The 16,390-nt window shown below is 62.3% G+C and carries 15 protein-coding genes; 9 read left to right on the top strand and 6 right to left on the bottom strand.

Going from position 1 to position 16,390, the window contains the following annotated elements:
* Nucleotides 1-170 precede the first annotated feature (170 nt).
* A complete protein-coding gene (hypB, locus tag KI797_RS12040; RefSeq protein ID WP_226169487.1) occupies nt 171-1,019 on the bottom strand; it encodes a hydrogenase nickel incorporation protein HypB in 849 nt (282 codons plus the stop codon).
* Here hypB and KI797_RS12035 point away from each other — a divergent pair.
* On the top strand, nt 906-1,235 hold the full coding sequence (locus KI797_RS12035) for a hypothetical protein (protein ID WP_226169486.1): 330 nt from the start codon (nt 906-908) through the stop codon (nt 1,233-1,235). The genes hypB and KI797_RS12035 overlap by 114 nt on opposite strands.
* On the opposite strand, the gene hypA is transcribed toward KI797_RS12035, so the two are convergent.
* The 5 genes from hypA to hypF form a co-directional block, all read right to left on the bottom strand.
* Nucleotides 1,213-1,554 carry a hydrogenase maturation nickel metallochaperone HypA gene (gene hypA / locus KI797_RS12030; RefSeq protein ID WP_005301911.1) on the bottom strand — a complete coding sequence of 114 codons (342 nt, stop codon included), beginning with the start codon at nt 1,552-1,554 and terminating at the stop codon, nt 1,213-1,215. The genes KI797_RS12035 and hypA overlap by 23 nt on opposite strands.
* A gap of 69 nt (nt 1,555-1,623) precedes the next feature.
* Nucleotides 1,624-2,628, bottom strand: a complete 1,005-nt coding sequence (gene hypE / locus KI797_RS12025; protein ID WP_182785661.1) for a hydrogenase expression/formation protein HypE — start codon at nt 2,626-2,628, stop codon at nt 1,624-1,626.
* A gap of 85 nt (nt 2,629-2,713) precedes the next feature.
* Nucleotides 2,714-3,832, bottom strand: coding sequence for a hydrogenase formation protein HypD (gene hypD / locus KI797_RS12020; protein WP_182785660.1), 1,119 nt, complete (start codon nt 3,830-3,832; stop codon nt 2,714-2,716).
* A complete protein-coding gene (locus tag KI797_RS12015; RefSeq protein ID WP_144712927.1) occupies nt 3,826-4,077 on the bottom strand; it encodes a HypC/HybG/HupF family hydrogenase formation chaperone in 252 nt (83 codons plus the stop codon). The genes hypD and KI797_RS12015 overlap by 7 nt, the downstream gene beginning before the upstream one ends.
* 5 nt (nt 4,078-4,082) lie before the next feature.
* Nucleotides 4,083-6,500: a carbamoyltransferase HypF gene (hypF, locus tag KI797_RS12010; protein WP_226169484.1), complete on the bottom strand. Its 2,418-nt coding sequence runs from the start codon at nt 6,498-6,500 to the stop codon at nt 4,083-4,085.
* A gap of 809 nt (nt 6,501-7,309) precedes the next feature.
* Here hypF and recR point away from each other — a divergent pair.
* The 8 genes from recR (at nt 7,310) to KI797_RS11970 (ending at nt 16,306) form a co-directional block, all read left to right on the top strand.
* Entirely contained in the window at nt 7,310-7,909 is a 600-nt protein-coding gene (gene recR, locus KI797_RS12005; RefSeq protein WP_025326665.1) for a recombination mediator RecR, read from the top strand.
* A gap of 281 nt (nt 7,910-8,190) precedes the next feature.
* Entirely contained in the window at nt 8,191-10,104 is a 1,914-nt protein-coding gene (gene htpG, locus KI797_RS12000; RefSeq protein WP_226169482.1) for a molecular chaperone HtpG, read from the top strand.
* 254 nt (nt 10,105-10,358) lie between these two features.
* Nucleotides 10,359-11,003, top strand: coding sequence for an adenylate kinase (adk, locus tag KI797_RS11995; protein ID WP_042648493.1), 645 nt, complete (start codon nt 10,359-10,361; stop codon nt 11,001-11,003).
* A 114-nt stretch (nt 11,004-11,117) separates the two neighbouring features.
* Complete coding sequence (hemH, locus tag KI797_RS11990) at nt 11,118-12,092, top strand: ferrochelatase (protein WP_171269675.1); 975 nt, start codon at nt 11,118-11,120, stop codon at nt 12,090-12,092.
* Nucleotides 12,093-12,156: 64 nt separating this feature from the next.
* Entirely contained in the window at nt 12,157-12,549 is a 393-nt protein-coding gene (locus KI797_RS11985) for an MAPEG family protein (protein WP_226169480.1), read from the top strand.
* Between the two features lie 186 nt (nt 12,550-12,735).
* Nucleotides 12,736-14,040: an inosine/guanosine kinase gene (locus KI797_RS11980; RefSeq protein WP_226169478.1), complete on the top strand. Its 1,305-nt coding sequence runs from the start codon at nt 12,736-12,738 to the stop codon at nt 14,038-14,040.
* A gap of 161 nt (nt 14,041-14,201) precedes the next feature.
* Nucleotides 14,202-15,830, top strand: a complete 1,629-nt coding sequence (locus tag KI797_RS11975; RefSeq protein WP_226169476.1) for a methyl-accepting chemotaxis protein — start codon at nt 14,202-14,204, stop codon at nt 15,828-15,830.
* 113 nt (nt 15,831-15,943) lie between these two features.
* Nucleotides 15,944-16,306: a DUF2750 domain-containing protein gene (locus tag KI797_RS11970; protein ID WP_010674427.1), complete on the top strand. Its 363-nt coding sequence runs from the start codon at nt 15,944-15,946 to the stop codon at nt 16,304-16,306.
* Nucleotides 16,307-16,390: the final 84 nt, after the last annotated feature.

Below are 16,390 nucleotides of genomic sequence, written 5' to 3'. Positions count from 1 at the left end.
CCGGTTCCCTCTCCCTGGGGAGAGGGCTAGGGTGAGGGGATGTGCTTGTGAGACGCTGGCCATTCGTACAGATAGAACTGCTGACAAGGTTCGCGGATTGCAGATAGAAGATAGGGAGGCATCAGCCTCCCTATCTTGTTATCCGCCACTGGTAACGGCGTTTAACCGGTTCAGGCCGTGGCCAGCCAGTTCAGCCAGGCATCCATCCCTTCACCCGTGGTGGCGCTGACCTGGATCACCTGGATATATGGGTTGACCCGTTTGGCGTTCTCGATGCAGCGGGCCACGTCAAAGCTGACGTAGGGCAGCAGATCAATCTTGTTGATCACCATCAGCTGGGCGGCGGCAAACATGTCCGGGTATTTCAGCGGCTTCTCTTCCCCCTCGGTGACGGAGAGAATCGCCACCTTGTACTTCTCGCCGAGATCGAAGCTGGCGGGGCAGACCAGATTGCCCACGTTCTCGATAAAGAGGATGCCCCCTTCATTGGCGGGCAGCTGGTGGCAGGCGTCGTGGACCATTTTGGCGTCCAGATGGCAGCCCTTGCCGGTGTTGATCTGCACGGCAGGCACGCCGGTGGCGCGAATGCGATCCGCATCGGCGCTGGTCTGCTGATCCCCTTCGATCACCGCGCAGGGGCGTTTGTCGGCCAGCTGGCGCAGGGTTTCGCACAGCAGGGTGGTTTTGCCTGAACCCGGGCTCGATACCAGATTGAGCACCAGCTGGGCCGCTTCGTCGAAGTGTTCGCGGTTGTGGGCCGCCAGCGCGTTGTTCTTGGCCAGCACATCCATCTCGATGGCGATCAGCTGGCGCTGCCCCATGCCGGGCACTGACAATCCCGCTTCTCCTTTGCCGTAGTGCAGATCACCCTGCTGATGGTCATGGTCATGGTCATGGCTGTGATCATGGGAATGCGCGTGGGAATGGCCGTTGTCATGAGAGTGGGCATATTCATGATGATGGTCGTGGGGGTGATCATGGTGGTGATCATGAGGCTGATCATGACCCTCATGGCTCATGGGAGCCCGTACCCCGTGGTAGTGGTGATGGACATCCCCCTGATGGTGATAGTGGTGGTGAATGATCAGGGTGCGCGGCGCGCTCTGCTCGTGGTCATGATGGTCGTGCTCATGGCCATGTTCGTGATGATGCTCATGATCGTGCTCATGGCCGGCGATCCGCGCCTGGCCGCATCCGCATACGCTACACATATCAACTTACCTCGATGTCGGTGATGCGCAGGCTATCGCCCTGCGCGACGCGTAATTTGTATCCACCACACTCGGGACAGGCCTGCCCGCGCTCGGTGAGGGTGACCGTCTGGTTGCAGTCGTAACACCAGGCCTCTGCCGCCTGATGCTGAAAGTGCAGTTGGGCCCCTTCGACGGCGGTACCCTTGGCGGCAGCTTCGAAACAGAAGGCAATGGTGTCCGGGTCGACGCAGGAGAAGCTGCCGACCTCGAGCCAGAGGGCGGTCACCTTGTTAAAGCCCCGCTGGGTGGCCTGCTCGGCTGCCAGATCGATGGCGGCCATGGCCAGAGACATTTCGTGCATGGTGGCTCCTTAACCGATATGGGGAGGAGCAGTGACTCCTCCCTGTAATTGACGGAACGGCATGGCCGCTCAACAGATCCGCGGCAGCAGCTCCCCTTGCGGCAGCTCCAGATAGCGGCGGCTGCCCCAGGGGTTGTTGAGGATCACCTTGTGACGATCGCTTGCCTGCACCACGCCGATCTGACTGGCGGCGGGGTTGAATTGCCGCAAGATGCCCAGTGCGTCCTGCGCCTGTTCGGCAGGCAGGGCCAGCACCATGGTCCCCTCGTTGGCGAGATCATGGGGCTCGAAACCGTAGAGCTCGCACAGGCCGCGCACTGGGTCGCAGACCGGAATGGCGGACTCCTCCAGCTCGATGGCAACGCCGGAGGCGTTGCTCCACTCGTTGAGCACGGCCGCAAGGCCGCCACGGGTGGCGTCGCGCAGGGCGTGAGGGGTAATGCCCGCCTGCAGCAGCGCTTCTACCTGTGGCCAGAGGGTAGTGCAGTCGCTCTTGAGATCAGATCCCAGTTGCAGGGCGTCGCGGGCCATCAGGATGCAGGCGCCGTGGCTGCCGATATCCCGCGACACCAGGATGGCGTCACCGGCCTTGAGGTTGCGTACCGAGATGCCCCGGCTCTGTTCAGGCTGCGGGAAAGTACCGACCCCGCTGGTGTTGATAAAGATCTTGTCGGCCGCCCCCTTGGGCACCACCTTGGTGTCGCCGCAGACGATACGGGCACCGCTCTTGGCAAGTTCAGCCGCCATCGACTCGACGATACGGGCGAGATCGGCGTAGGGGAAACCCTCCTCGATGATAAAGCTGCAGCTCAGATACTCGGGCTTGGCCCCCATCATGGCGAGATCATTGACCGTGCCGGCGATGGCCAGCTTGCCGATATCGCCCCCCTCGAAGAACAGAGGCGAGACGGTAAAACTGTCGGTGGTGAAGGCGACGGGGCCGCTGACCGGCAGCAGGGCTGCATCTTCACCGCGCAGCAGGATCTCGTTGCCAAAGTGGCGAAAGAAGAGCTGGTTTATCAGCTGATTCATTTCCACACCGCCACCACCGTGGCTTAACTGAATTTCTCTCATCGGGTCTGGTTCTCCACAAGATTGCCGAAACAGGCTGGTTCATCTCCACCCATCACCCGACCACCGTGGCTAAGTTGGATTTCTCTCATTGTTCCTGGATCCCCATATATCGGTAGTAGGCATTGCAGGCCCCTTCGGAGCTGACCATGCAGCTGCCCATGGGCTGGGTCGGGGTGCAGCCCCGGCCAAAGACTTTGCACTGGTTCGGTTTGGCCAAGCCGCGCAGGATATCGGCGCACTGGCACGCCTTGTGGTCATCGATGGGGGTCTGATTGAGCGCAAAATGACGCTCCGCATCGCGTTTGGCAAACGCATCGCGCAGGCGCAGGGCCGAGGCGTTGATATCCCCGAGTCCTCGCCAGCGAAAATGCTCGCGGGTCTCGAAAAAGCGCTCGACCAGCCGCTGGGCGGCTTTATTGCCACTGGCGGTGACGGCGCGGCTGTACTGCACCTCCAGCGCGTAGCGACCCTCAACCTTCTGGCGCACCATCATCAAGAGCGCCTCCATCACATCCACCGGTTCGAAGCCGCTCACCACCACCGGCACCTGATAACGATCGACGATGGGCAGGTAGATATCGGCGCCGGTGATGACGCTGACGTGGGAGGGGCCGATAAAGGCGTTCACCTTGGCCACCCCGTCCGCCATCACCGCATGAATGGCGGGGGGCACCAGCACATGGTTGATATGAAACAAGAGATTCTCAATCCCCTCAGCTTCAGCGGCAGCCAGCAAGGCTGCGGTCATCGGGGTGGAGGTCTCGAAACCGATGGCGAAGAAGACCACGGTTTTCTCCGGGTTCTCACGGGCGATGCGCAGGGCATCGAGGGGGTCATAGACCGGACGGATATCGCTCCCCTTGGCCCGCTGCTGGGCTAGCGTGCCCTTGGAGCCCGGCACCCGGATCATGTCCCCCAAGGTGACCAGAATGACGTTGGGCTGGCGGGCGAGCTCGATGGCCTGATCGATGCGCTCTTTGGGCATGATGCAGACCGGGCAGCCGGGGCCGTGGACAAACTCGATGCTGGCCGGCAGCAGCTGGTGCAGGCCGTACTTCATGATGGTGTGGGTATGGCCGCCGCACACCTCCATTACCCGCAGCGGCTCGGGCAGATTTTTGGCCAGCTCGGTGATCTGGACGGCGAGGGCGCGGATGACGTCGGGCTGACGAAAGCCCTGAAACAGGTCATTCAAGGTCAGCATGGCAAAATATCCTGTTTGGGCATCAGGGCCACCATCTGGCGGAAGCTCTCGAGGCTGGCCTGCGCCTCCGCTTCGTCAATCTTGCTCATCACAAAGCCGATATGGAGCAGCACATAGTCGCCCTCCTGGAGAGGCTCTTCGAGTAGCATGCAGCTGACGCGCCGCTGCACCCCCAGGGTGTCGACGGTGACGCAGTTATCTTCGGGGTGCAGCTGCACCACCTGAGAGGGGATGGATAGACACATGGATTTCAGGACTCCAACAAGGTGGCACAACCGGTGGTGACAGGCTGGTGCGTGGCAAGATGGTGGATGGCAAACCAGAGCTGACCGGCGGCGATGCCACCGTCATTGAGCGGCAGGGTTTCGCTGGTTAATACCTGCCGGCCGGCAGCTTCGAGTGCGGGCACCAGCTCGTCCATCAGCACCCGGTTTTGAAAGACGCCGCCCCCGAGCGCCACCGGATAGCCGGGGAAGCGTTCGGCCAGGGCGATCACCAGAGCGCTGACAGCGCGGATAAAACCGGCGGCCAGGCTGGCGGTGGAGGTGCTTTTGCGCCGCTCGTTGATGAGGACATTGAGCAGCTCGGCCCACTCGATGTGCAGTGGCCCCTCTGTTGATTGGCTGAGGCCAAAGACGAGGGGGAAGGGCGTTTCATCGGGAAGCAGCTGCAAGGCGGATGCCTCCAGCAGGAGCCCCGCTTCGCCCTCGTAATCCGGGGTATCGATCACCCCCAAGAGCGCCGCCACCGCATCGAACAGCCGGCCGATGGAGCTGGTGTAGGGGGCGTTGCGACCCAGCTGCCAGAGCTGGTGCAGGTTGCGGATTCGCTCAGCTGGCAGTTGCTTGATCAACGGAATATTGAGGGTGCTGATCTCCTCCACGCTATACGACTCAAACAGCAGCCCCAGCAGCTGACGTACTGGCTCGCGAATGGCCGCCTCGCCACCGATCAGCTTGAAGGGTTTGAGGTGGGCAACCCGCGTAAAGCCCAGTACGTCTGCGATCATCAGCTCGCCACCCCATAGGGTGCCGTCATCCCCAAGGCCGGTACCATCGAAGGCAAAACCCAGCACTGGGCCTGTGATGTCGTGCTCCGCCATCACCCCCAGCAGGTGGGCGTGATGGTGCTGCACCTCGAGATGGGTTGCACCCTGATCCTGGCAATAGTCCTTGGCCCACTGGTGGCTGAGATAGCCCGGGTGGCGATCCGAGACCAGAACTTCGGGCTTGAGATCGTAGAGACCGCGAAAGGTGGCGAGAGTCTGCTCGAAGTGGCTCTGCATCGGCAGGCTGTGCAGATCGCCGATATAGGGGCTGTAGATGCGCTGGCGACCGAAGGCGAGCGCCAGCTGGTTCTTCTGTTGCGCCCCGACCGCCAGCAGCGGCACCTTGACCGCCTCTTTCAGGCTGGGGGTGCAGGGGGCATAGCCCCGGGCGAGGCGCAACGTCTGGCGCCGCCCGCCCGCCCACTGCACCAGACTATCGTCGCACGGGTGCAGGATGGGGCGGTTGTGATCCAGGATGCCGTCAATCTCGCTGCCGAGTTCCCTGACCACCGCCTCGCAATCGACAAGGATCGGGCTGCCGCGACCATTGGCGCTGGTGGCCACCAGCGGCATGGCGCAGGCGTCCAGCAGCAACTGATGGAGCGGGGTATAGGGGAGCATGACGCCAAGGTAGGGGATGCCGGGGGCGATCCCCTCGGCCAGCGGCGCGGCTGGCTGTCCGGATTCTGAGTGCCGATCATCGTTTTTGCGCTTGCGCAGCAAGGTGATGGGTCTGGCCTGAGAGGCGAGCAGTTGCCACTCGTCATCGCTGCCGGTGACATGCAGTTTGGCCTCGGCTAGGGAGCCCATCATCACCGCCAGCGGCTTGCGCTCGCGCCGCTTGAGCTGGCGAAGCCGTACCACGGCGGACTCGCTGCGGGCATCACACATCAGGTGATACCCCCCCATCCCCTTGAGCGCAATCAGCGCGCCCGCTTGCAGAGCGCGGGCGGCAGCCTGCAGCGCATCCTCGTGCTCGGTCAGCACATCGCCGCGGCCGCTGCGCCAGCTGAGATGGGGCCCGCACTCGGGGCAGCTCACCGGCTGGGCGTGGTAGCGTCTGTCCAGCGGGTTTTCATAGGCCGCCGCACAGCGCGGGCACATGACAAAGCCCGCCATGGCGGTGTGGGGTCTGTCGTAGGGGAGGCGGCGGATGATGGTGTAGCGCGGGCCGCAGTGGGTGCAGTTGGTAAAGGGGTAGTGGTGGTGGCGATCCTCAGAGTTGGCCACATCCGTGGCGCACGCTTCGCACATTCCCTGATCCGGCGAGATGGCAACCGTGGCCGCGCTCTGCTGCTGGCTTGTCTTGATATGAAAGACCCCGTCGTAGTCGGGATTATGTTCGGAGTCAGCATCTCGGGGCAGTTCCCGCTCGCTGAAATGATCGATGCGGCTTAAGGGCGGCGCCAGTTCCCGTAGTTCGCGGGCAAAGCTGGCGAGCTGCTCAGGCGATCCTTCGGCGCCAATGGTGACGCCGTTGGCATCGTTCAACACATAACCGGCAATGCCGTGGCGCAGTGCCAGCCCATAGACGAAGGGGCGAAAACCGACTCCCTGCACTATGCCGTCGATATGAAATTCGCGGCGCAGTCTGGAAAGCGCCTGGGTCCGGGCCGTCATGGCGCCACCCTGAGGGGGGCGGGTGCTCTTCCCTGATAACAAGGGGACAGATAGCCCTCCCAGACGACAAGAGGGCAGAGGAGGGCCGGCCATCCGGCGATCATCCTGGGGAATGTCATGCGATATCGAACTCCCGTCTGCTGGCCTGCCGCCACGGCACGGCCTCAGGGTGCAACGAACCGGGTTGCAATGGGCGCCGCGAGGGAAGGGGCCTTGGCGTGGCAGGGAAAGGAGGAAAGTGGCCCCTGCCGCGGGGGCCAAGTTTATCGGGTCAGTGCCCCCCATTACCTTGATCTCGCACCGGTTTGAGTGCCAGACGCGGCGCTTCTTTGCGATCCTGCGAGGTGGGCCCGTTCGTTATGGAGAGGAGCATGGGCTGGGGGAATCGACGGGGCAGTGACGGCATAGTGACGGCACAGCTTATCGGGCACCCTGATAGCGCCCTTGCAGAGTGCTGCGGCCAGGGGCGCTGGCCTCGGGAGGACTTTTTTGTTTGGTTTTATTTAACGATGCTCATTAACCGAATAGAAGAATTAAACATTCAGGGCGCTTTTTATCGCCTTGTGAGCCCTGGATGGCCCTTTTGGGGTCTGCACCGGAGCGTAAAGCGGGGCGTAGCCCGCTTTCCCGGTGTACCGGAAATCTGTGTGGCAAGGGGGAGGGGCCATTTGGCGGGATCTGCCATTGGCGCTCGGGGTTGGCTCGGGTATAGTCCTGCGCCAACAAGATAGGTTCGGATGGAGGAGTCGGCGTCGCGTCAGGCAAGCGGACCGACTCCTCCCTTCGGCGCGGCTTTAAAGGATATCCCCATGAAATTCAGTCCCCTGCTCGATGAGATGATGAAGGCGCTGCAGGTCTTGCCGGGCGTGGGCCCCAAGTCGGCCCAGCGTATGGCGTTCACCCTGCTGGAGCGCGAGCGCAGCGGCGGCCTGCGTCTGGCCTCCCTGCTCAATCGGGCGCTGACCGAGATAGGTCATTGCAGCCACTGCCGCACCTTTACCGAGAACGATCGCTGCGAGATCTGCGCCAATCCCAAGCGCGAGGAGAACGGTCTGCTCTGCGTGGTGGAGAGCCCGGCGGACGTGGCCGCCATCGAGCAGACCGGCCAGTTCTCCGGCCGCTACTTCGTGCTGATGGGCCATCTGTCGCCGCTGGACGGCATCGGCCCGGAGGAGCTGGGGCTGGAGATCCTGGAGCGGCGCCTCAAGGATGAGCACATCAAGGAGCTGATCCTCGCCACCAATCCCACCATAGAGGGGGATGCCACCGCCTGGTATATCGCCGACATGGCCCGCGCCGCCGGGGTGGAGGTGAGCCGCATCGCCCACGGGGTGCCGGTGGGTGGCGAGCTGGAGCTGGTGGATGGCACTACCCTGTCCCACTCCCTGATGGGGCGTCAGCGCATCTAAACCTGCTTATGTGCCTGCTGCGAAACCGTGATCAAGGCTCATGTGCTGCTCGGAATCCTCATTTATGCCTATAAACTCCGGTTCCTGCGCTGCTCTTCACCTTGCTGACGGCTTCTCGCGACGGCTCATAAACAGGTTTGGCTGGATGGTACAAGAAATGGGCATCCGAGCCCGCAACGAGGGGCCAGTGTGCAAGTTTGCACACTGGCCCCTTGATATTTGAAAGGCCAGCCCCATCTAGGTTGGGAATCTGTTCAACCCGACGTTTTGAGGACTGGTCGATGACCCAAAGTGTTCACGCCGAAACCCACGGCTTTCAGACTGAAGTCAAACAACTGCTGAGCCTGATGGCTCACAGCCTCTACTCCAACAAAGAAGTATTCCTGCGCGAGCTTATCTCCAACGCCTCCGATGCGGCGGACAAGCTGCGCTTCAAGGCGCTTTCCGATGCCTCTTTGTTCGAAAACGACGGCCAGCTGCGCGTGCGCCTGGTGGTGGACAAAGAGAACAAGACTCTGACCATCTCGGACAACGGCATCGGCATGACCCGGGACCAGGTGATCGAGCACCTGGGCACCATCGCGAAATCCGGTACCGCCGAGTTCTTCAAGCACCTCTCAGGTGATCAAGGCAAGGACTCCCAGCTGATCGGTCAATTCGGAGTGGGCTTCTACTCCGCCTTCATCGTCGCCGACAAGGTGACCGTCATCTCCCGCGCCGCCGGCACCGAGCCGGGCCAGGGCGTGCAGTGGGAATCACAAGGGGAAGGCTCCTTCACCGTGGCTGACGTGACCAAAGAGGGTCGCGGTACCGATGTCATCCTGCACCTGCGCAGCGATGAAGAGGAGTTCCTGGACGACTGGCGCCTGCGCGCCGTGGTCGCCAAGTATTCCGACCACATCAGCGTGCCGGTGGAGATGTACAAGGAGGGTACTCCTGATCGCGAAGAAGACGGTGAGACCATCGTCGGCACCCCCGGCGAGTGGGAGCAGGTCAACCGCGCCACCGCGCTCTGGACCCGCAACCCCAAAGACATCAAGGACGAGGAGTATCAGGAGTTCTACAAGCACGTCGCTCACGACTTCGAAGATCCCCTGCTCTGGGGCCACAACCGGGTGGAAGGGGCTCAGGAGTACACCAGCCTGCTCTACATCCCGGCCCGCGCACCGTTCGATCTCTACAACCGCGAGCAGAAGCACGGCCTCAAGCTCTACGTGCAGCGCGTCTTCATCATGGACGACGCCGAGCAGTTTATGCCGACGTATCTCCGGTTTGTAAAAGGGGTGCTGGACTCCAACGATCTGCCGCTCAACGTCAGCCGCGAGATCCTGCAGGACAACAAGGTGACCGCCTCCCTGCGCAAGGCCTGCTCCAAGCGCGTTTTGACCATGCTGAACAAGCTGGCCAAGGACGACAGCGAAAAGTACGCCAAGTTCTGGAGCGAGTTCGGCAATGTGCTCAAAGAGGGCCCAGCCGAGGATTACGCGAACCGCGAAGAGATCGCCAAGCTGCTGCGCTTTGCCAGCACCGCCGGCGAGGGCGAAGCCCAGACTGTGTCGCTGGAAGACTACGTTGGCCGCATGAAGGAAGGTCAGCAGAAGATTTACTACATCACCGCCGACTCCTATGCCGCGGCCAAGAACAGCCCGCACCTCGAGATCTTCCGCAAGAAGGGCGTCGAAGTGCTGCTGATGTGGGAGCGGGTGGACGAGTGGCTGATGAGCCATCTCACCGAGTTCGACGGCAAGCAGCTGGTCTCCGTCACCCGTGGCGAGCTGGATCTCGGCGAGCTGGAGGACGAGGCGTCCAAGCAGGCCCAGGAGGAGGCTGAAAAGGCCAACGCCGGTCTGGTGGCGCGGGTCAAGCAGAGCCTGGCAGAGGCGGTGAAAGAGGTGCGTGTCACCCACCGCCTGACCGACTCGCCCTCTTGCATCGTCACCGATGACCACGGCATGAGCACCCAGATGATCAAGCTGATGCGCGCCGCCGGTCAGCCGGTGCCGGAGCAGAAGTACATCCTGGAGCTCAACCCTGACCACGCCCTGGTGAAGAAGCTCGACACCATAGAGGACGAGGCGCTGTTCGGCGAGTGGGTCGCCCTCTTGCACGAGCAGGCCCAGCTGGCGGAGCAGGGCGGCCTCAATGATCCGGCGAGCTTCGTCTCCCGTATCAACCGTCTGCTACTCCAGGCGTGATGTGATTGGCCCACTGCAAGGCAGTGGGCTTTTTTTTTGGTCGACGCCGCCCTCGGGGCGGCGTTGTCCGCCCTGCTGGTTGCTGCATTTTCAATCATTTTTGGTGGCAGGGGCCTGCGTCTTTGGTCGCAGAGACGGCGCCAGGGGGTGGTGATAATCTGGCCACTCACATGGGGTGAGCTTGTTAATATGGGCGAAAACGTGTAGTTTTTTGCCTTCTCAAGAATTGAATAACCAATCAATTAGGAGCGTGTATGCGCATTGTTCTGTTGGGAGCACCGGGTGCCGGCAAGGGTACCCAGGCTCAGTTCATCATGGAAAAACACGGTATTCCGCAGATCTCCACCGGCGACATGCTGCGTGCGGCGATCAAGGCGGGCACCGAGCTGGGCCTCAAGGCCAAGGCCGTGATGGACGCAGGTCAGCTCGTCTCCGACGACATCATCATCGGCCTGGTCAAAGAACGTATCGCGCAACCGGATTGCGCCAACGGCTTCCTGCTGGACGGCTTCCCCCGCACCATTCCCCAGGCGCAAGCCATGAAGGATGCCGGTGTGGTGGTGGACTTCGTGCTGGAGTTCGACGTGCCGGACGAAGAGATCGTCAAGCGCATGAGCGGCCGCCGCGTGCACTCCGGCTCCGGCCGTACCTACCACGTGGTGTTCAACCCGCCGAAAGTGGAAGGCAAGGATGACGTGACCGGTGAAGATCTGGTGATCCGTGCCGATGACGAAGAGACCACGGTGCGCAAGCGTCTGGATGTCTACCATCAGCAGACCGCTCCGCTCATCGGTTTCTACGGCAAGGAAGCGGAAGCGGGCAACACCCGTTACGTCAAGATCGACGGCACCCAGCCGGTGGATCAGGTCAGCCAGCAGCTGGCGACAATCCTGGGCTGAGCCCGCCATTGCCAACGCTCCTGAGGGGCCAGCGGCAATGTGCCATTGAGACAAGGGCCCGGCATGGGCCCTTTCTTGCATTCAGACATGACAACAGAAAGACAGGAAGCAAACGTGACCACGAAAACCGGGATCTTGCTGGTCAATCTGGGGACCCCAGCCGCGCCAACCACGGCCGCCGTCAAGGCGTTTCTCAGCCAGTTTCTGCACGATCAGCGGGTCGTTGACCTGCCGCGTTATCTCTGGTGTCCACTGCTCCACTTCATCATATTGCCGACGCGCTCCCCCAGGGTAGCCAAGCTCTACCAGCAGGTGTGGACCGAACAGGGCTCACCCCTGATGGTGATAAGCCTGCAGCAGCGCGCGGCGCTGGAGCAGGAGCTCAAGCGTGAAGGTGTCGAGGTGCCGGTGGAGCTGGCCATGACTTATGGCTCACCCTCCATGGAGGATGGCTGGCAGGCGCTCAAGGCCAAGGGGGTCAATCGAGTGATCCTGCTGCCGCTCTATCCACAATATTCGGTCAGCACCACGGCCTCGGTGTTCGATGCCTGGGCCAAGGCGATGAAGAAAGAGCGCAACCTGCCGGTGGTGCGGCTCATTCGTGATTACCATGCCCACCCCGAATACATCCAGGCGCTGGCCATGAGTGTGCGTCGCCATTGGGAGCAGCACGGCCAGGGCGAGCACCTGCTGATGTCGTTCCACGGTATTCCGGAGCGTTACGAGAACGAAGGCGACCCTTATGGTCATCAGTGTCGGCGCACCGCCGCCCTGCTGGCAGAAGCCCTGGGCCTCGCCCCCGAGCAGTGGACCGCGAGCTTCCAGTCCCGCTTTGGCAAGGAGGAGTGGCTCAAACCCTACACGGACGTGACCGTGGAAGGATTGCCGACCCGTGGTGTCAAGCGACTCGATGTGATCTGTCCGGCCTTCTCGGCGGATTGCCTCGAGACCCTGGAGGAGATCCAGGTACAGAACCGCGAGATCTTCATGGACGCCGGGGGTGAGCAGTTCGAATACATACCGGCCCTCAACAGCGATCAGGCCCATATCCGCATGATGGTGTCGCTGATCTGTCGCGAGCTGGCGTGAGGGGTCTTTACGGCCGCGACTGTGCGCGCCGGCTGTTCGGGTTCAACGATAAAGGAGTGTCTCGATGATGCATATCACGCTGATCTATGGCGGCTTGCTGGGGCTCTTGTTCCTGCTGCTCTCGTTCTGGGTGGTCAAGCGCCGCGCCCAGTTCAAGGTGATGATAGGGGAAGGGGAGGCGCCCGAAATGCTCTCCGCCATCCGTGCCCACGGCAACTTCGCCGAGTACGTGCCGCTCACTCTCTTGCTGATGGCCCTGTGCGAACTGGCCGGGGTGGGGGCACTCTGGCTGCACCTGGGTGGGGTGCTGCTGCTGGCGGGTCGCATCCTGCACGCCATCGGCATCCAGATCCCCAGGGCGCCGAACAAGCCACGGCTGTTCGGCACCCTGTTTTTCTGGCTGTCCCTGGGGCTCTTCTCGGTGCTGGCGCTGGTGCAGGGGCTGTCATTCGGCTGAGTCCAGACGTCACTTGAGTGCGAAAAACCACCTCACCGCGAGGTGGTTTTTTGAGGGAGAAAGATCAAACGTTTTCCTCGCAACCCCTTGTCTATACTGACCTCAAAATTTAATCGTGCGACTTTTCGGCGAGGTGGATTGTGTTAAAATCCCGCCCCTCTTTCCCCCAGAGCACAGAAGATTGCCATGAAATTTCCCGGTCAGCGCAAGTCCAAACACTACTTCCCGGTCGACAGGCGTGATCCCCTGATCCCGCAAAATCCGTTGCTCACCGAACTGGGCAAGGCCTATGTAGTGGGCATAGATCAGACTCTGGTGGATATCGAAGCCCATGTGGACGAGGACTTCCTGAACCGGTACGGCCTGAGCAAGGGTCACTCCATGCTCATCTCCGACGATGTGGCCGAGCGGGTCTATGAAGAGCTCAAGGCCAACAACATGGTGGTGAGCGAGTTTGCCGGCGGCACCATAGGCAACACCATGCACAACTACTCTGTGCTGGCAGATTCCCACTCCATCCTGCTCGGGGTGATGAGCCAGGACATCCGCATCGGCAGCTACGCCTACCGCTATCTGTGCAACACCTCGTCCCGCGTCAACCTCGACTACCTGCAGCCGGTGGATGGCCCGGTCGGTCGCTGCTTCACCTTCATCACCGAAGGGGGCGAGCGAAGCTTTGGCATCAACGCCGGCAAGATGGATCACCTGGACGTGGCGCACATCCCCGAGGCCATCATCAAGGAGTCCTCCGCCCTGGTGATCACCGCCTACCTGGTGCGCGGCGCCGACGGCACCCCCATGAAGGAGGCGGCCATGGCTGCCGTGCGTTATGCCCGCGAGGCCGGTGTGCCCGTGGTGCTGACCCTGGGCACCCGTTTCGTCATCGACGAGAACCCCCAGTGGTGGCGTGACTTCATCAGCGAGAACGTGACCGTGCTCGCCATGAACGAGGACGAGGCCGAGGCCCTGACCGGGATTAAAGATCCGCTCGGTGCCGCCGACAAGGCGCTGGACTGGGCCGACATGGTGCTCTGCACCGCCGGTCCCGTCGGCCTCTACATGGCGAGCTACACCGAGGAAGACTACAAGCGCGAGACCACCCATACCCTGCTGCCCGGCGTCATCCCCGAATTCAACATGTATGAGTTCAGCCGCCCCATGGCCCGCGAGAAGTGCCGCAATCCGGCGCGGATCTACTCCCATATCTCCCCCTACATGGGCGGCCCGGAGAAGATCAAGAACACCAATGGTGCCGGGGATGGCGCCCTGTCTGCGGTGCTGCACGACATGGTGGCCAACGCCTATCACCGCATGAATGTGCCGAACTCCGCCAAGCACCTCTCCGAGTTCCTCACCTACTCCTCCCTGGCCCAGGTGTGCAAATACGCCAACCGGGTGAGCTACGAGGTGCTGGCCCAGAGCAGCCCGCGTCTCTCCCGCGGCCTGCCGGAGAAGGAAGACAGCCTGGAAGAGGTGTACTGGGAGCGGTGATACCGTCATCCGGTCGACAACAAGAAAGGGTGCCACTGGGCACCCTTTCTTGTTTTTGGGGCTGGATCATGTTTTTGGCACTGCTTTTGCTGTCATCGTGGACAGGCCGCGCCATGGCGACATACCTTGTTAACAACATGTAGCTGGTACGGGACGAGGGTATGTTGAGACAATGGAGTATCGGCCGGCGCTTGTCGCTGGTGACCCTGATGGTGCTGGCGCTGCTGGGACTGTTGCTGTTCTTCTGCCTGCAGATCTATCAGCAGGGGCTGATGGGGGAGAAGAGCCGCCAGACCCGGGCCCAGGTCGAGACCGCCTACAGCCTGGTGGCGGGGCTGGAGGCCAGGGTACGCAAGGGAGAGCTCGACGAGGCGAGTGCCAAGGCCGAGGCCCTCGCGCTGATCAAGGGGCTGCGCTATGGCGCCGACGACTACTTCTGGATCAACGACAGCCACCCCACCATGGTGATGCACCCCATGAAACCCGAGCTGGATGGCAAGGACCTTTCCGGGGTGGAGGATAAACAAGGGCTCAGGCTGTTCGTGGCCTTCGCCGATCTGGCGCGGGCGCAGGGCGCGGGGGAGGTAGCCTATTACTGGCCAAAGCCCGGCGTGGAGGAGCCGGTACGCAAGATCTCCTACATCAAGCGCTTCGCCCCCTGGGACTGGATCATCGGCACCGGCGTCTATGTGGACGACGTCGAAGGCCAGTATCAGGAGGTGCTGCGCACCCTGCTCGGGGTAGGCCTGGTGCTGGCCCTCCTGCTGTTTGCCGTAGTCGGGCTCATCGTGCGCAGCATAGTGGTGCCCCTCTCCCAGTCGGTATCGGCCCTCGGCAACATCGCCAGAGGTGAGGGGGATCTGCGTTTTCGGCTGCCGGAGTCGGGCCGGGACGAGTTGAGCCAGCTCTCGGTCAACTTCAACCTCTTCGCCGGTCAGATGGCGCAGCTGGTGGGACGCAGCCAGCAGATCACGGCCCAAAACAGGGAGCAGGCGCACCAGCTGGCCCAGGTCGTCGATCGGACAGGCGCCATCGTCACCGGCCAGGAGCAGGATACCCTGCGGGTGGCCAGCGCCATGGAGCAGATGACGGTGAGCAGCCGCGAAGTGGGCCAGCACGCGGCTCAGGCCGCCGAGGCGGCGGACTCCGCGCTCAACCTCGCCCAGCACGGGCGCCAGGTGGTGGCCCAGACCCGGGAGACCATCAGCCAGCTGGCGGACGAGATGGTGGAGACGGTGCAGGCGGTGAGCCGGCTCGAGCAGGAGACCCAGCAGATTGGATCTGTGCTTGACGTGATCCGGGGGGTGGCGGAGCAGACCAATCTGCTGGCGCTCAACGCCGCCATCGAGGCGGCCCGGGCCGGGGAGCAGGGGCGCGGCTTTGCGGTGGTTGCCGACGAGGTGCGCACCCTGGCCACTCGCACCCACAGCTCCACCGACGAGATCCGGCAGATGATCCAGCGGCTGCAGGAGGGGGCGGGCCGGGTGGTCAGCAGCATCACCCAGTTGCAGCAACTCTCCCGTTCCACCGCCGAGCGTGCCGGTGATGCCGACGGCGCCATCCATGCCATCGATGGGTCTGTGCACACCATTACCGCCATGAATAGCCAGATAGCGACGGCGGCGGCCGAGCAGAGCCGGGCGGCCGAGGAGATCAACCAGCGACTGGTAGCCATCACCGGGCTGGCGGCGGATGCCCTGGCTCAGAACCGGTTGACCGAGCAGGCGGCAAGCCAGCTGGCGCTCTCCTGCGATGAGTTGGGGGCCTTGGTCGCCCAATATCGTACCTGATGGTGCTTATCCCCGCCTTTTTGGGGATAAGGCTTGAGTCTGGGGGGCTTTTGGGACACCATCAGCCCCATTATTGGCCAGCGTTGGCCAACCGCCTGCAAGAGAGAGACCCCATGAGCAAACTAACTGACAATCTTGACGCCAATTTCCAGCTGTTCATCGAAGAAGTCCGCGAGTCGGGTCAGGTGTGGGGTCTGCGCTACGGTGAAGACTGGGTAGTGTGCCGCTCTGCCGAGTTCGAGGATGCCGACGTCATGCCGCTCTGGTCTGCCGAGGGCGATGCCCGTCTGCACTGCGTGGACGAGTGGGCGGACTACGAGCCGGAAGTGATCGAGCTGGAAGAGTTTCTCGACATCTGGATCAACGATCTGGACGAAGATGATGTGCTGGTCGGCCCGAACTGGAACGCCGATCTGGAAGGCCAGGAGCTCGAGCCCATCGAGCTGGCCAAGGCGCTGGTGGAACTGGACGCCTGAACTGTGCTGCATTGAGTGCCCCTCATCGGGCCCTCGTCGAGACCAGAACCGACGGCTGTGAGGCCGTCGGTTTTTTTTATGCCC

Source organism: Aeromonas media, from assembly GCF_020423125.1.
Lineage (GTDB): Bacteria > Pseudomonadota > Gammaproteobacteria > Enterobacterales > Aeromonadaceae > Aeromonas > Aeromonas media.
The sequence above is the reverse complement of the archived record's forward strand: the minus strand, read 5'-3'. Positions and strand labels throughout refer to the sequence as shown.

Excerpts from the sequence above, each read along its gene's own strand:
- KI797_RS12035 (WP_226169486.1), top strand. The coding sequence starts at position 906 with ATGGGAATGCGCGTGGGAATGGCCGTTGTCATGAGAGTGGGCATATTC.
- hypB (WP_226169487.1), bottom strand. The coding sequence starts at position 1,019 with ATGAGCCATGAGGGTCATGATCAGCCTCATGATCACCACCATGATCAC.
- hypA (WP_005301911.1), bottom strand. The coding sequence starts at position 1,554 with ATGCACGAAATGTCTCTGGCCATGGCCGCCATCGATCTGGCAGCCGAG.
- hypE (WP_182785661.1), bottom strand. The coding sequence starts at position 2,628 with ATGAGAGAAATTCAGTTAAGCCACGGTGGTGGCGGTGTGGAAATGAAT.
- hypD (WP_182785660.1), bottom strand. The coding sequence starts at position 3,832 with ATGCTGACCTTGAATGACCTGTTTCAGGGCTTTCGTCAGCCCGACGTC.
- KI797_RS12015 (WP_144712927.1), bottom strand. The coding sequence starts at position 4,077 with ATGTGTCTATCCATCCCCTCTCAGGTGGTGCAGCTGCACCCCGAAGAT.
- hypF (WP_226169484.1), bottom strand. The coding sequence starts at position 6,500 with ATGACGGCCCGGACCCAGGCGCTTTCCAGACTGCGCCGCGAATTTCAT.
- recR (WP_025326665.1), top strand. The coding sequence starts at position 7,310 with ATGAAATTCAGTCCCCTGCTCGATGAGATGATGAAGGCGCTGCAGGTC.
- htpG (WP_226169482.1), top strand. The coding sequence starts at position 8,191 with ATGACCCAAAGTGTTCACGCCGAAACCCACGGCTTTCAGACTGAAGTC.
- adk (WP_042648493.1), top strand. The coding sequence starts at position 10,359 with ATGCGCATTGTTCTGTTGGGAGCACCGGGTGCCGGCAAGGGTACCCAG.
- KI797_RS11985 (WP_226169480.1), top strand. The coding sequence starts at position 12,157 with ATGATGCATATCACGCTGATCTATGGCGGCTTGCTGGGGCTCTTGTTC.
- KI797_RS11980 (WP_226169478.1), top strand. The coding sequence starts at position 12,736 with ATGAAATTTCCCGGTCAGCGCAAGTCCAAACACTACTTCCCGGTCGAC.
- KI797_RS11975 (WP_226169476.1), top strand. The coding sequence starts at position 14,202 with ATGTTGAGACAATGGAGTATCGGCCGGCGCTTGTCGCTGGTGACCCTG.
- KI797_RS11970 (WP_010674427.1), top strand. The coding sequence starts at position 15,944 with ATGAGCAAACTAACTGACAATCTTGACGCCAATTTCCAGCTGTTCATC.